This is a genomic window from Curtobacterium sp. Csp2 (assembly GCF_013347165.1).
In genome coordinates, this window is record NZ_CP054593.1 from 3,946,943 (window position 1) to 3,960,820 (window position 13,878).

Sequence of the window (13,878 nt, forward strand, 5' to 3'; positions counted from 1 at the left end):
GCCTGATGCTCCTGTTCGGCGCCGTCGCCGACCGGTTCGGTCGCCGCCGGGTCATGCTCGTCGGACTCGTCCTGCTCGCCGGGGTGAGCGTCGCGACCCTCGCCGTCACCTCGGTCGAGGGGCTGGTCGTGGTCCGCGCGCTCACGGGCGTCGCGGCGGCGATGACCACCCCGGGTGCGATGGCCCTCGCGTTCCGCCTGTTCGACGCCGAGGACCTGCGCGTCCGGGCCCTCACCGTGATCTCCACCGCGGGCCTGGTCGGGCTCGCGGTCGGGTCAGGACCGGACGGGGCCCGTCGAGGACCGCACCACCAGCGAGACGGGCAGCACCGCACCGTCCGGCGTCCCGGACGCCCGTGCAGCGAGCAGGCGTTCGACCGCGACGGCACCCATGCGGCCCGTCGGCGAGTGCACCGTGGTGAGCGGCGTCGGCAGCTGCGCGACGATCGAGATGTCGTTGTAGCCGACGATCGACAGGTCGTCCGGGACCCGCAGACCCCGCTGCCGGGCAGCACCCATGACCCCGATCGCCGCGGTGTCGTTCACCGCGAAGATCGCGGTCGGCGGGTCCACCGACGACAGCAGGGCGTGCGCGCCGACGACGCCGCCCTCGACCTCGAAGTCGCTGTGCACCACCAGGGCGTCGTCGACCGGGATGCCGCGCTGCTCGTGTGCGAGCCGGAAGCCGGCCACCCGCTCGACCGCCGTGCTGGCGTGCCGCGGCCCCGCGACGACACCGATGCGTCGGTGGCCGAGCGCGAGCAGGTGCTCCGCGGCGATCCGGCCACCCTCGACGTCGTCACCGACGACCGCGGGCAGCCAGTCGCCGGGGTGCCGGTTCGTCGCGATGATCGGGACGGGCAGTTCGGCCAGACGCGGTGTCCGCGCGGACAGGTGCAGGGAGCTGACGATCAGCCCGTCGACCTGACGAGAGAGCAGGAAGTCCACGGCCTCGAGCTGCGCGCCCATGTCGTCCGGCGGCGTGGTGAGCAGGACCTGGTACCCGGCGGACCGCGCGGCCGACTCGATCGCCTGGCAGATGGTGGCGATCACCGTGTCCGCGAGTCGGGGCATCACGACGCCGATGGTGTCCGACCGCCGGGTCCGCAGCGACGAGGCGAGCCGGTTCGGTCGGTACCCGAGCTCGAGTGCCGCCGCGATCACCCGCTGCGCCGAGGCGCTCCACCCACGCGTCGGTTCGGTCTGGCGCAGGACCCGCGACGCCGTCGAGACGTGCACCCCGGCCCGCGCGGCGATCGCCTGCAGCGTCGCCTCGCCGCGACGACCCGGGTGGTCGCGTTCGACCGGTCCGTCCTCCGTGGTGCCCATGTCCCGATCCTAGGTGACGGATGATCGCGCCCCGCAGTCACGCAATCGATTGCGGTCACCGGAAGTGAAACACGTTGGTTACACGCGAGCAGGCGGGACGAAACAAGCCGCTGGAACCATCGACGGTGTTGCAAACGATTGCATGTATTGCAATCACGAACGAAAGACGATGACCCATGGTGAAAGAGATCCTCGTTTCCTTCGGCGTCGACATCGATGCGGTCGCCGGGTGGCTCGGCTCGTACGGCGGCGCCGACTCGCCCTCCGACATCCAGCGCGGCATCTTCGCCGGGCGCACGGGTGTGCCCCGTCTGCAGAAGGTGTTCGACCGAGCGGACATCGCGGCGACCTGGTTCATCCCCGGCCACTCGCTCGAGACCTTCCCCGACGAGTGCCGCGCGCTGTTCGACGCCGGGCACGAGATCGGGGCCCACGGGTACAGCCACGAGAACCCCGTCGCGATGACCGAGGCGCAGGAGGACGCGGTCATGGAGCGCTCGGTGGAGCTGATCACCCGGCTCACCGGGCAGCAGCCGACCGGGTACGTCGCCCCCTGGTGGGAACTGAGCAGCTACACGCCGACCCTGCTGAAGAAGTTCGGGTTCAGCTACGACCACAGCCAGCAGCACAAGGACTTCGTCCCGTACTACTCGATCGTCGGCGACTCGTGGACGCCGATCGACTACGCGCAGGACCCGGCGACCTGGATGACGCCGCTCGTGCACGGCTCCGAGATCGACCTCGTCGAGATCGCGGCGAACTGGTACGTCGACGACCTGCCGCCGATGATGTTCATCAAGTCGAGCCCGAACAGCCACGGCTTCGTCAACCCCCGCGACGTCGAGCAGATGTGGAAGGACCAGTTCGACTGGGTGTACCGCGAGCTCGACTACGCGGTGTTCCCGATCACGATCCACCCCGACGTCTCCGGTCGACCCCAGGTGCTGCTCATGATCGAGCGCCTCATCGAGTACCTCCGCGGACACGAGGGGGTGCGGTTCGTGACGATGAACGAGATCGCGGACGACTTCCGCGTCCGCTTCCCGTTCGCCGGGGCCGAGCGCCCCCGCGAGTACTGATGTGCGGCGCCTGCGGCGGCGGCGCGGTGCGTGACCGGTCGGCGGCCGACGTCGAGGACACCCCGGCGGGTCGCACCCGGGCACAGCGGGCACTGGCGTCGTGGACGACGCGGCTCTTCGCCTCGGAGCGGATCCGCGTGCGCCCGGCCCCGGGCACCGTCCGCGTCGTCGTGCAGGGGCCGACGGGCGGCCAGGTCGTGGCCCAGGGGATCGACGGGGTGCTCGACGCCGTGGAGCGGCTCCGCCCCGGGCGCGTCGACTGGACGTCGGTCGCCGCCCGGGCCCGCGCGCTCGGCGACGACCGCGATGTCCTCGACCTGGACCTCCGCGCCCTGGTCGGTGCGCTCGACCGGCGGACGGGGGCGCTCCGGTGACCGTCGTGACCCTGCCCCGCCTGGCGTACCTCGCACTCGGCGGCACCATCGCCAGCGTCGACGAGGGGACCACCGGCTCCGCCACGGGCCGCCCGGGCGCCGTCCCGCGGATCACCGCGGCGGACCTGGTCGGCGGTGTCCCGGCGATCGCGGACATCGCGCACGTCGAGGCCCACCAGCTCGGGCTGCTCCCGTCGCCCTCGCTCGGGTTCGACGACGTCCAGCGCACGCTCGACGCCGCTCGCGAAGCCGTCGCCACCGGGTCGTCGGGCGTGGTCGTCTCGCAGGGCACCGACACCATCGAGGAGACCGCGTACCTGCTCGACCTCGGCTGGGACCGACCCGAGCCGCTCGTCGTCACCGGCGCGATGCGCCACGCATCCGCCCCGGGAGCGGACGGCCCCGCGAACCTGCTGGCCGCCGTCGCCGTGGCCGCCGACCCGGCCGCCGTCGGCCGGGGCGTGCTCGTCGTGCTCAACGACGAGGTCCACACTGCGGCGTCGGTCCGCAAGACGCACACCTCCTCGACGGGCGCCTTCACCTCGCCGGGCACCGGGCCGGTGGGCCTGCTCACCGAGGGGACGCCCCGCTTCCGGACCCCCGCGGGCCGGTTCCCGGCGCTCACCCGACGGGTCGCGCCCCTCCCGCCGGTCGCCCTGCACCGCGTCACCCTCGCCGACGACGGCCGCGTCCTGTCCGCGCTGGACGGGCTCGGGTACCGGGGCGCGGTCATCGAGGGCTTCGGTGGCGGCCACGTCGCCGCACACACCGTCGACGCGGTCCGCGCGCTCGCCGCCCGGATGCCCGTCGTCCTGGCCTCGCGGACCGGCGCGGGCGAGACGCTCACGTCCACCTACGGGTTCCCCGGCGGCGAGATCGACCTGTTGCGGTCGGGCCTGGTGCCGGCCGGACGCCTCGACGGGCTCAAGGCACGGCTGCTGCTCGCGACGCTCCTCGCGGAGGACGCCCCTCGGGACCGCATCCACCGGGAGTTCGCGGCGCGCGGCCGCGGAACACCGCCGACGCCCCGCCCCTGACCGCACCACCCTGGCCCGTCCCACCAAGGCCGCTTCCGACCCGCACGACCCCATCCCTCCACCCGTCAGCCCGCACCGCCGAACCGAGAGGACCACCCATGACCACCACGACCACCCGCGAGCCCGAGGGGCTCCAGCTGTCCTCCGGGACGTTCCCCGCGATCGGGGCGAAGGAGACCAAGCGCGGCGCGACCCTCGCCTTCTTCGCCTGGACCCTGGCGGTCTACGACTTCATCATGTTCGGCACGCTCCTGCCGCGCATCGCCCAGGACTTCGGCTGGAACGAGCAGACGGCCCTCCTCGCGAACACGCTCGTGAGCGTCGGCGTGTTCGTCGTCGTGATCCTCGTCGGGCTGTTCGTCGACCGCCTCGGCCGCCGTCGCGGGATGATGGTCACCATCGGTGGCGCCGCGCTCTCCTCGCTCCTGACGGCCGCGTCGACCGGGGTCGCCTCGCTCGTCGGCTTCCGCGCCCTCAGCGGCTTCGGCATGGCGGAGCAGTCGGTCAACTCGACGTACCTCAACGAGGTCTTCGCGCTCACCGAGCTCGAAGGGGTGAAGAAGCGCCGCGGGTTCTTCTACAGCCTGGTCCAGACCGGGTGGCCGATCGGTGCGCTCCTCGCCGCCGCGTTCATCGCCGGCGTCGCCGGGGTGTTCGGGCAGGACTCGTGGCGGCTCGCCTTCCTCATCGCCACCGTCCCCGCGATCTTCGTGCTGTTCCTCCGCAAGGGCATCAAGGAGACGCCGCAGCACCGCCTGAACACGTACCTGCGCCAGCTGCGGAAGTCGGGTCGGACCGAGGAGGCCGCGGAGATCGCCGCCCGCTTCGGCATCGTCGACGAGGGGCCGAACCCGCTCCGCGCGATCTTCGGTCGTCGGTACGCGCGCAACACGGTCGTGCTCTCGATCGCCTGGATCGTGAACTACTTCGGCATCACCACGACGAGCGTGCTCGGCACGACCATGCTCGAGGGCGTCAAGGGCGTCGATCCGAGCATGTCCCTGCTCATCATCGTGCTGTCGAACGTCGTCGGCGCCGCGGGCTACCTGTTCCACGGCTGGCTCGGCGACGTGATCGGCCGCAAGACCACCATCGTCGCGGGCTGGGTGCTCGCGGGCGTCTGCTGGACCCTGTTCGTGACCGGTCCGAGCGACTTCGGCTACGTGCTCGTCACCTACATGGCGACGCTGTTCTTCCTGCTCGGGCCGTACGCGTCCCTGCTCTTCCTGCAGGCCGAGTGCTTCGACTCGAGCTGCCGTGCGACCGGGTCTGCCTTCGTCACCGCGATGGGACAGCCCGGGTCGATCATCGGCTCCGCGGTCCTCACCGTCCTCGTCGCCGGCAGCATCGGCCTCGGCCCGGCGGCGCTCATCGTGGGCGCCGGCGGCATGGTGCTCTCCGGCGTGATCATGCTCGCCACGAAGCGCGTGGCGGTGATCGAGCATTGAGTGAGCGAGCATCGAGCACGACGACACCGACGGGCGTCTACTCCGAGTTCGCGGGGAGCGTCGCGGTCGTCACGGGCGCCGCGAGCGGGATCGGCGCCGCCCTCGCGGTGCAGCTCGCCGAGCACGGGGCGAACATCGTCATCCCGGTGTTCGCCGGTGACCCGCACGACCCCGCCGCCGTGGTGGCCGCGGTCGAGCAGGCCGGCGGTAGCGCGGTGACCGTCAGCGCCGACGTCCGCAGCACCGAGGACGTCGACGCCGTCTTCCGGACCGCGATCGACCGGTGGGGCCGGGTCGACCACGTCGTCGCGGGCGCCGGGGTGCTCCGGCGGCAGCCGCTCGACACGATGACCGACGCCGCGTGGGACGACCTGCTCCAGGTCGACCTGCACGGGGTGATGCGCACGCTCCGCGCCGGCGCCCGGCACCTCGGCTCCGGCGGCTCGATGGTGGCGGTCTCGTCGATCGCCGGCGGCGTGTACGGATGGGTCGCGCACAGCCACTACGCCGCGGCGAAGGCGGCGGTGATCGGGCTCGTCCGGAGTGCCGCGGCTGAGCTCGCCCCACGCGGCATCCGCGTGAACACGATCATCCCGGGGCTCATCGAGACGCCGCAGTCCGCGGACGCCGTCAACTCCCTCGGCCCGGACGGGCTCGCCGCGGCGGGGGAGCGGATCCCGTGGGGCCGGGTCGGTCAGGCGGACGAGGCGGCGGCCGCGATCCGCTTCCTGCTCAGCCGCGAGGCGCGCTACGTCACCGGGCAGGAACTCGTCGTCGACGGCGGGCTGACGATCCTGATGGCCGACTGATGGCGGCCACCGGGGACCTGTCCGGCACGACCGCACTCGTCACGGGGGCGGCGAGCGGCATCGGGCTCGCCGTCGTCGACACGTTCGTCGCCGCCGGAGCGCAGGTCGTCGCGGCCGACCGCGACGCGGACGCCCTCGCGGCGCTCGCCGGTCGCCCCGGCGTGCAACCCGTCGTGCTCGACGTGACCGACGAGGATGCTGTCGAGGCCGTCGTCCACGCGGTCGACCAGGAGCACGGCGGGATCGGCGTCCTCGTGCACGCGGCCGGCGTGCTCTCCCAGTCGCCGCTCGAGGACCTGTCCGCCGCGGAGTGGTCGAGGGTGCTGTCGGTCGACCTGACCGGCGTCTTCCTGGTCATGCGGGCCGTTGGACGCCGCATGCTCCGGGACGGCCGCGGACGGATCATCACCGTCGCGTCCCAGCTCGCGATCAAGGGCGGAGCCGAGGTCGCGCACTACGCCGCGGCGAAGGCCGGTGTCATCGCGTTGACGAAGAGCGCCGCGATCGAGTGGAGCGGCCGCGGCGTCCTGGTCAACGCGATCGCCCCGGGCCCGGTCGTCTCACCGATGACGGACGGCATGACCGAGGCGTGGCGGGCCGCGAAGGCCGCCGAACTCCCGCTCGGCCGGTTCGGGGTCCCCGCCGAGGTGGCCCCGACCGCGCTCCTGCTGGCCAGCTCGCCCGGCGGGGACCTGTACACGGGGCAGACCCTCGGTCCGAACTCCGGCGACGTCATGCCGTAGGGCCTGACACAGCGTGCACGCACCGCGAGTACCCGGATCAAGCATGCGTCATGTGAAATACCGACATACTGTTCATCGTCCCAACCATCGACAGATCGGAAACGACATGACGATCATCACCACCGCGCTCGCACTGAGCAGCGCACTCCTCGCTCCGCTGGCTCCCCTTGCATCGGGTGTCGGGCACGCGCCCACCGACGTCTCGGCGATCGCGACCACGCAGGCGCAGACGGCCATCACCCCGACCATCCCGTCCGGCTCGACCGTCTCGACGGCTCGACCGCAGGTGAGCGGGACCGCGCCCGGCGCCACCCGCGTCGCCCTGGTGCGGGGCAGGGAACTGATGGGCTCGGGCGTCGTCGGTGCCGGAGGACGCTGGCAGGTCTACATGCTCCGAGAGCTCACGCCCGGCGTGAACGACATGCAGCTCCTCGCGTCCACGCCGGCCGGCACCGTCTCGTCGGCGTACCCACTCACCCTTGCGACACCGGGCAACGGGGTAGTCCAGACCGCGTCCTACTCGGCCCCGACATCGTTGGGCTGGGCCGGCCTGCTGACCTCCGAGGCGTCGTCCGCGCGTCCGGTCCTCGACGGCATCGCCACACCCGGCGCGAGCGTCGAACTCCGTGACTCGGTGGGCAACTCCTACGGTCAGGCGGTCGTCGACGAGAACTGGGACTTCCGGCTCCAGGTGACTCGTGACCTGGACCTCGGGGCGAACCAGCTCGTCCTCGTCCAGCGACTCGACGGCCAGAGCGACCTCTCCCCGGTGCAGGTCGTCCGCACCAACTGATCGTTCGTGCACGAGATCACGGCCCCCGCTCGCGGACTCGCGAGCGGGGGCCGTGCGGGTCGAGGCCCCCGGAGGCTCCACCGGGCGGACGCCGACGTCCGCGCGTCACACGGCGTCACCGTCGGACACACATCGACACGTCCCTTCCGCGGGGCGCTCGACGCTGCCACGGTTCCGGTATGGCGTACATCTGCTTGCTCCTCTCCGGGGCCGCCCTCCTGGTCAACGGCCTCACCCTGCTCGGACGGGTGCCCGGTCGTGACAGCGGCGTGTTCAACGTCCTCGTCGGCGGCCTCCAGCTCGTCCTGTGCACGGCCGTCGCCGTCACGGCGGACGGCTCGCTGCCGGCCCTGCTCGCGATCGCGGGCACCTTCCTGTTCGGCCTGACCTACCTGTACGTCGGGCTCGACACCCTGACCGGTCTCGGCTCGGCGGGACTCGGTTGGTTCTGCGGGCTCGTGGCGGGCGTCGCCGTGGTGTTCGCCGTGACGAACGCCACGGTCGACCCCGTCCTCGCCGTCCTCTGGGCGACGTGGGCCGGGCTCTGGTCGCTCTTCTTCGTGCTGCTCGCGCTCGGCCGGCCGATCGGTCGGTACACCGCGTGGGCGCTGGTCCTCGCCAGCCAGACGACCACCACCGTCCCGGCGCTGCTCGGGCTGTCCGGGAACTGGCCGACCGGTCCCGTCTGGACTGCTGCGGCGGCCCTCGTCGCCGTCGCCGTCTTCGGCGGGGCCGCCGTCCTGGCGCGCCGCCCCCACCGGTCGGGGTCCGCGTCCGACCACGCGCAGACCGCGACCCCCGCCGTCGCCTGACCGACACACCCAGACCCGTCACACCAGCCCGAGGAGCCACCATGACCACCACCACCGCCACGACCGCACCGACCACCACCCCCGACTACGAGACCCTCGCCGCCCGCTTCCGCCCGCTCTTCGACCGCATCGCCGCCGGCGCGAGCGCCCGCGAACAGGAGCACCGCCTGCCGCACGACGAGATCCGCGAGCTCGCCGCCGCGGGCTTCGGCGCCCTCCGCGTCCCCGCCGAGTTCGGCGGCGCCGGCGCGACCCTGCCGCAGACCTTCCGCCTGCTCACTGAGCTCGCCGCCGCGGACAGCAACATCCCGCAGGCGCTCCGCGGCCACTTCGCCCTCGTCGAGGACCGTCTGGTCGCCCGCTCCGGGGAGCGTGACGCGTGGCTCGAGCGGTTCGGCCGGGGCGAGATCGCCGGCAACTCCTGGACCGAGGTCGGCGCCGTGCAGATCGGCGACGTGATCACGAAGGTCACGCCGCAGCCGGACGGCACCTTCCGCATCAGCGGGCAGAAGTACTACTCGACGGGCAGCATCTTCGCCGACTGGATCGACACGTACGCCGAGCGCACCGACACCGGGGAGCGGGTCATCGCGATCGTCGACGCACACCAGCCCGGGGTCACGCACGCCGACGACTGGGACGGCTTCGGGCAGCGCACCACCGGGTCCGGGACGAGCACCTTCACCGACGCGGTCGTCGCCGCCGACGCGGTGATCCCCTTCGACGACCGGTTCAAGTACCAGACCGCGTACTACCAGGCGGTGCTCCTCACGGTCCTCGCCGGGTCGGTGCTCGCCGCCGAGCGCGAGATCGCGCTGCAGGTCCGGAACCGGAACCGGGTGTTCTCGCACGGCAACGCCGACACGTTCGCGGCGGACCCGCAGATCCTCCAGGTCGTCGGCGAGGTCTCCGCCGCCGGCTTCGCCGCGTCCGCGATCGTCGACCGCGCCGCCGAGGCGCTGCAGGCCGCGTACGAGGGCGCCGCCCTCGACGAGACCGAGGACGAGCGCCGGAACGACCGCGCGGAGCTCGCGACCGCGCAGGCGCAGGTCGCGCTCACGACCCTCGCGACCACCGCGACGTCCCACCTCTTCGACGCGCTCGCCGCGTCGGGCGTGAGTACGTCGAAGAACCTCGACCGGCACTGGCGGAACGCCCGCACCGCGGGGAGCCACAACCCGTGGGTCTTCAAGGCCCGCATCGTCGGCGACCACGCCGTCAACGGCGCGGAGCCGCCGCGGGTCTGGGCGATCGGCGCGACCCGGTCCCGCTGACGGCACGGGGTCGGCTCGCGTCGAGCGCGACCCACCATCGGACGGGAGGCCCGTGGCGACGCCGCCACGGGCCTCCCGTCCGGCTCCTGGTCGCGACCGCGACCACCCGCGTGTCGGAGGCCGCCCCGTATCCTGACCGGGGCCCGCTGATCCGGTGCCCGGGAGGAACTGCCATGAGCATGGAAGGCGCGGCCTGGAGCTCGCTCTACAAGATCTCGTCCGCGAAGGAGGGCACGCGGGGGATCTCGCGCGCCTCCGTGAAGCGGATCATGACCTTCGCGGTGCCCTACCGGACCCAGCTCGTCGTGTTCATCGCCCTCTCGGTGGTCGGTGCGTTCCTGGCCGTCGCGACCCCGGTCCTCGCGGGCAACGTCGTCGACGTCATCGTCGCCCGCGGTGCCGTCGGCACGATCGTGTGGCTCGCCGTCGTGATCGCCCTGGTCGCCGTCGCGGACGCGGCGGCGTCGCTGCTGACCCGCTGGTACTCGGCGCGGATCGGCGAGGGCGTCATCCTCGACCTCCGCACCGCGGTCTTCAACCACGTGCAGAAGATGCCGATCGCGTTCTTCACCCGTACCCGCACGGGCGCCCTGGTCAGCCGACTCAACAACGACGTGATCGGTGCGCAGCAGGCGTTCAGCGGCACGCTCTCGGGCGTCGTGACGAACCTCGTGGCGTTGATCCTCACCCTGACCGTGATGCTCAGCACGTCGTGGCTCGTCACCGTGCTCGCGATCGTCATGCTCCCGCTGTTCCTCGTCCCCGCGCGTCGGATGGGCGGACGCCTCGCCGCCCTGCGTCGTGAGGCGGCCGACCACAACTCGGCGATGAGCACGCAGATGACGGAGCGGTTCTCGGCGCCGGGCGCCACCCTCGTCAAGCTGTTCGGCCGTCCCGACGAAGAAGCCGAGGAGTTCCGCGTCCGCGCCGCGCGGGTGCGGGACATCGGCGTCCGCACGGCGATGCTGCAGTTCGTCTTCTTCACGGCGCTCATGCTCGTGTCCGCGCTGGCCCTGGCGCTCGTGTACGGCCTCGGCGGCACGCTCGCGCTCGGCGGGCAGCTCGACACGGGCGAGGTCGTGACGCTCGCGCTCCTGCTCACCCGCCTGTACGCGCCGCTGACGAGCCTGGCGAACGCCCGGGTCGAGGTGATGAGCGCCGTGGTGAGCTTCGAGCGCGTCTTCGAGGTGCTCGACCTCGACCCGCTGATCAAGGAGCGCCCGGACGCCGTCACGGTGCCCGACGGCCCGGTCTCGGTCGAGTTCGACGACGTCCGGTTCGGCTACCCGTCCGCCGAGAAGGTCTCGCTGGCCTCCCTGGAAGAGGTCGCGACGCTCGACACCCGTGGCGGGGACGAGGTCCTGCACGGCCTGTCCTTCCGGATCGAGCCCGGGCAGACCGTCGCCCTCGTCGGCACCTCGGGCGCCGGCAAGTCGACCGTGGCCCAGCTGCTCTCCCGCCTGTACGACGTCGACAGCGGTGCGGTGCGCCTCGCCGGCACCGACGTCCGCGACGTGACGTTCGCGTCGATGCGCCACACGCTCGGCATGGTGACGCAGGACGGGCACCTGTTCCACGAGACGATCCTCGCGAACCTGCGGCTCGCCCGACCCGAGGCCACCATCGACGAGGTCTGGGACGCCGTTCGCCGGGCCCGGCTTGAGCCGCTCATCCGGTCGCTGCCGGACCAGCTCGACACCATGGTGGGGGAGCGCGGCTACCGGCTGTCCGGCGGGGAGCGCCAGCGGATGACGATCGCCCGGCTCCTCCTCGCACAGCCGCGCGTGGTCATCCTCGACGAGGCGACGGCGGCGCTCGACTCCACGTCCGAGGCCGCGGTGCAGGCGGCGCTGAGCGAGGCACTCGAGGGACGCACGGCGATGGTCATCGCGCACCGGCTCTCGACCATCCGCAGCGCCGACCAGATCCTGGTGGTCGAGGACGGGTCGATCGTCGAGCGCGGGACGCACGACGAGCTCCTGGCCGCCGGCGGCCGGTACGAGGAGCTGCACCGCACCCAGTTCGCGGTCCAGCAGGCCGTCGCGGCCGAGGCCGAGGCGGCACTGAGCGAGCGTTAGCCAGGCCCGACCGAACCGGGCCGCCCGAGCTGCTCGAGCGGGTTGCGGGCGAGCTTCTCGACGAGCCCGCCGTCCACCAGTCGCCGGGCCGCCGTCGTCGGCTTCCTCGCCGCCTGGTCGACCACACACGCGCCGAACTCGGCGGCGAAGTCGCCGCGCGGGTACGCCGTGAGCACCTCGCGCAGGAACGCCTCGGGGAGCACGTCCGGTTCGGCGCCGGACACGTCGAGCCCGGTCGCCCGTTCGAGCAGGTGTCCCTCGACGTCGAGTCCCACGTCGACCGACGGCCAGTTGTGCCGGACGACGACGTCGAGCACCCGGTGTCGGCGTTCGGCGGCCCACCCCGCCCCGGTCGTGAGTGCGACCGCGACGTGGCCGCCCGCGTGCTCGTACGAGATCGCGTGCGCGTCGAACTCGGGCACAGTCCCGACGTCGTGCAGGACCGCGGCGACCCAGAGCAGTTCGTGGTCGACGTCGACGATGCCGTCGTGCACCGCGAACGCCTCCGCCCAGTACCAGGAGCGGATCCCGTGCGCCGTGATCGCGGGCGACTGGTACTCCTCGGCGAGGACCCGGGCGGCGCGGGCGGCGGCGGTGTCGGGGACGACGAAGTCGGCGATGCGCATGCGGCGATCCTGGCACGGGGCGCGACGACACGGCGCCCGACGACGCGGCGCGCTTTCCGGCGGACGGTCGCGGTCACGGTCCGATCGACGCACGTCCACGGACGCGTTGCGCACGACAACGCCGTTGCAACGGCCGATCGGGGGACAGAGACACCCCGGAACGACGGCTTCCTGGGCGTCTCCTCGGAACGAAACGGGTGACGTGACGATCCTCGGATGCAGTCCGTCCCACTCGTGAACAGCATCCGCTGGGATCGCCCGGCGGACACCTCGGAAGGAGCACACACATGGCTGACACCACCAACCTCACCGCCGCCCGTCCCGCCGCCGGCACCGGAAACGTCTCGGGCAAGACCCACATCGAGGACACCGTAGTCGAGAAGGTCGCCGGCATCGCCGCCCGCGAGGTCAACGGGGTCCACTCGCTCGGCAACGGTGCCGCCCGTGCCATCGGTGCGATCCGCGACGCGATCGGCCAGCGCGACCACGGCCAGGGCGTCAAGGTCGAGGTCGGCGAGAAGCAGGTCGCCGCCGACGTCACCATCGTCGCCGAGTACCCGGTGTCGCTGCAGCAGGTCGCCGACGGCGTCCGCTCGTCCGTGAGCCGCGCCCTGACCCAGATCGTCGGCATGGACGTCGTCGAGGTCAACGTGACCGTCCAGGACGTCCACATCCCGGGTGACGACGACGACAACGAGGACAAGAAGGAGTCGCGCGTTGAGTAACACACTCGTCGGCGCCCTGATCGGCGCCGTCCTGGCCGTCGTGGCCCTGCAGTTCGGTTTCTGGGGCTTCGTCCTGGTGATCGTGTTCGGTGCGATCGGTGCCCTCGTGGCCGCGATCAGCTCGGGCAAGATCGACCGCGGTGCCCTGACCGACGTGCTGACCGGACGCCGGAGCTCCCGGTGAACGCCGGCCCGGAAGGCGTCCACACGAGCGCCGTCCCGGGCCGGGTCGAGATCACCGCCCGAGCCCTGACGACCCTCGCCCGTGCCGCATCCGCGGAGCGCCTCGGCGTCCCCGCCAAGCGACTGCGCATCGACGTCGGCGACCACGCCGGCAGCCTCGCACTCGACGTGACGGGGCCGATCCGCGAGCAGCCGGACATCGTGTCCGCCGCCTCGCGGGCAGCCGATGCCATCAAGGCGCGGGTGTCGGAGTTGTCGGGGCGGCAGGTGGGCAGTGCCCACATCGAACTGACCGGGATCGTGCGTGAGCACGAGGACCGGGTCCGGTAAAGGGGAGACACTGATGAGCAGCACTTCTTCGCTCGAGCGGCGCCTGCGCCGTCGGAGCGTGCACCGGTCCCGGTCCACCGCGGTCGCGATCACCCTGATCGTCACCGCCCTGGTCGCGGCGTGGATCGGCGTCGAAGCGGTCCTGAAGGCCATCGGCCAGCCCCCGCTGCTGGCCGACCCGCAGACCATCGTCGACGCCGCCCTGCAGCCCGACGCCGCGTTCACGACCATCGCCGAGG

The 13,878-nt window shown here is 72.3% G+C and carries 15 protein-coding genes and 2 pseudogenes; 15 read left to right on the forward strand and 2 right to left on the reverse strand.

All coding sequences use genetic code 11. The features are described 5' to 3' along the window. Nucleotides 1-5: 5 nt before the first annotated feature. Nucleotides 6-266, forward strand: a pseudogene (locus tag HUN59_RS20025) (MFS transporter); the annotation flags it as partial. 9 nt (nucleotides 267-275) lie between these two features. On the opposite strand, the gene HUN59_RS19200 reads toward HUN59_RS20025, so the two are convergent. Continuing rightward, nucleotides 276-1,328 (reverse strand): LacI family DNA-binding transcriptional regulator, encoded by a 1,053-nt coding sequence (locus HUN59_RS19200; protein WP_174779293.1) that lies wholly within the window; start codon nucleotides 1,326-1,328, stop codon nucleotides 276-278. A 176-nt stretch (nucleotides 1,329-1,504) separates the two neighbouring features. Here HUN59_RS19200 and HUN59_RS19205 point away from each other — a divergent pair, with 176 nt between their 5' ends. The 10 genes from HUN59_RS19205 (at nucleotide 1,505) to HUN59_RS19250 (ending at nucleotide 11,775) form a co-directional block, all read left to right on the forward strand. Next, nucleotides 1,505-2,407: a polysaccharide deacetylase family protein gene (locus HUN59_RS19205; RefSeq protein ID WP_114851511.1), complete on the forward strand. Its 903-nt coding sequence runs from the start codon at nucleotides 1,505-1,507 to the stop codon at nucleotides 2,405-2,407. Nucleotides 2,408-2,433: 26 nt separating this feature from the next. Then, nucleotides 2,434-2,781, forward strand: coding sequence for a hypothetical protein (locus HUN59_RS19210; protein ID WP_152999408.1), 348 nt, complete (start codon nucleotides 2,434-2,436; stop codon nucleotides 2,779-2,781). Continuing rightward, nucleotides 2,778-3,818, forward strand: a complete 1,041-nt coding sequence (locus HUN59_RS19215) for an asparaginase (RefSeq protein ID WP_217483591.1) — start codon at nucleotides 2,778-2,780, stop codon at nucleotides 3,816-3,818. Before HUN59_RS19210 ends, HUN59_RS19215 begins: the two co-directional genes overlap by 4 nt. Before the next feature lie 98 nt (nucleotides 3,819-3,916). Next, entirely contained in the window at nucleotides 3,917-5,266 is a 1,350-nt protein-coding gene (locus HUN59_RS19220) for an MFS transporter (protein ID WP_174779295.1), read from the forward strand. Then, the gene (locus HUN59_RS19225) at nucleotides 5,263-6,075 is read left to right on the forward strand and encodes an SDR family NAD(P)-dependent oxidoreductase (RefSeq protein WP_174779296.1); all 813 of its coding nucleotides are present in this window, start codon (nucleotides 5,263-5,265) and stop codon (nucleotides 6,073-6,075) included. The genes HUN59_RS19220 and HUN59_RS19225 overlap by 4 nt, the downstream gene beginning before the upstream one ends. Next, nucleotides 6,075-6,818, forward strand: coding sequence for an SDR family NAD(P)-dependent oxidoreductase (locus HUN59_RS19230; protein ID WP_058740915.1), 744 nt, complete (start codon nucleotides 6,075-6,077; stop codon nucleotides 6,816-6,818). Before HUN59_RS19225 ends, HUN59_RS19230 begins: the two co-directional genes overlap by 1 nt. Before the next feature lie 106 nt (nucleotides 6,819-6,924). Then, complete coding sequence (locus HUN59_RS19235; RefSeq protein ID WP_174779297.1) at nucleotides 6,925-7,611, forward strand: hypothetical protein; 687 nt, start codon at nucleotides 6,925-6,927, stop codon at nucleotides 7,609-7,611. Nucleotides 7,612-7,790: 179 nt separating this feature from the next. Then, nucleotides 7,791-8,423: an AmiS/UreI family transporter gene (locus HUN59_RS19240; RefSeq protein ID WP_174779298.1), complete on the forward strand. Its 633-nt coding sequence runs from the start codon at nucleotides 7,791-7,793 to the stop codon at nucleotides 8,421-8,423. 41 nt (nucleotides 8,424-8,464) lie between these two features. Continuing rightward, nucleotides 8,465-9,697 (forward strand): acyl-CoA dehydrogenase family protein, encoded by a 1,233-nt coding sequence (locus tag HUN59_RS19245; RefSeq protein ID WP_174779299.1) that lies wholly within the window; start codon nucleotides 8,465-8,467, stop codon nucleotides 9,695-9,697. A gap of 173 nt (nucleotides 9,698-9,870) precedes the next feature. Then, a complete protein-coding gene (locus HUN59_RS19250) occupies nucleotides 9,871-11,775 on the forward strand; it encodes an ABC transporter ATP-binding protein (RefSeq protein WP_174779300.1) in 1,905 nt (634 codons plus the stop codon). Here the strand turns inward: HUN59_RS19250 and HUN59_RS19255 are convergent. Further along, nucleotides 11,772-12,401, reverse strand: coding sequence for an HD domain-containing protein (locus HUN59_RS19255; protein WP_174779301.1), 630 nt, complete (start codon nucleotides 12,399-12,401; stop codon nucleotides 11,772-11,774). The genes HUN59_RS19250 and HUN59_RS19255 overlap by 4 nt on opposite strands. 287 nt (nucleotides 12,402-12,688) lie before the next feature. Between HUN59_RS19255 and HUN59_RS19260 the strand changes: the two genes are divergently transcribed. From HUN59_RS19260 to HUN59_RS19905, 4 genes and pseudogenes are all read left to right on the forward strand, one after another. Then, nucleotides 12,689-13,126: an Asp23/Gls24 family envelope stress response protein gene (locus tag HUN59_RS19260; RefSeq protein ID WP_174779302.1), complete on the forward strand. Its 438-nt coding sequence runs from the start codon at nucleotides 12,689-12,691 to the stop codon at nucleotides 13,124-13,126. Further along, on the forward strand, nucleotides 13,119-13,310 hold the full coding sequence (locus HUN59_RS19265; RefSeq protein ID WP_174779303.1) for a DUF2273 domain-containing protein: 192 nt from the start codon (nucleotides 13,119-13,121) through the stop codon (nucleotides 13,308-13,310). The genes HUN59_RS19260 and HUN59_RS19265 overlap by 8 nt, the downstream gene beginning before the upstream one ends. Continuing rightward, nucleotides 13,307-13,639, forward strand: a complete 333-nt coding sequence (locus tag HUN59_RS19270; RefSeq protein WP_058740371.1) for a hypothetical protein — start codon at nucleotides 13,307-13,309, stop codon at nucleotides 13,637-13,639. Before HUN59_RS19265 ends, HUN59_RS19270 begins: the two co-directional genes overlap by 4 nt. A 13-nt stretch (nucleotides 13,640-13,652) precedes the next feature. Then, nucleotides 13,653-13,878: pseudogene (locus tag HUN59_RS19905) on the forward strand (hypothetical protein); the annotation flags it as partial.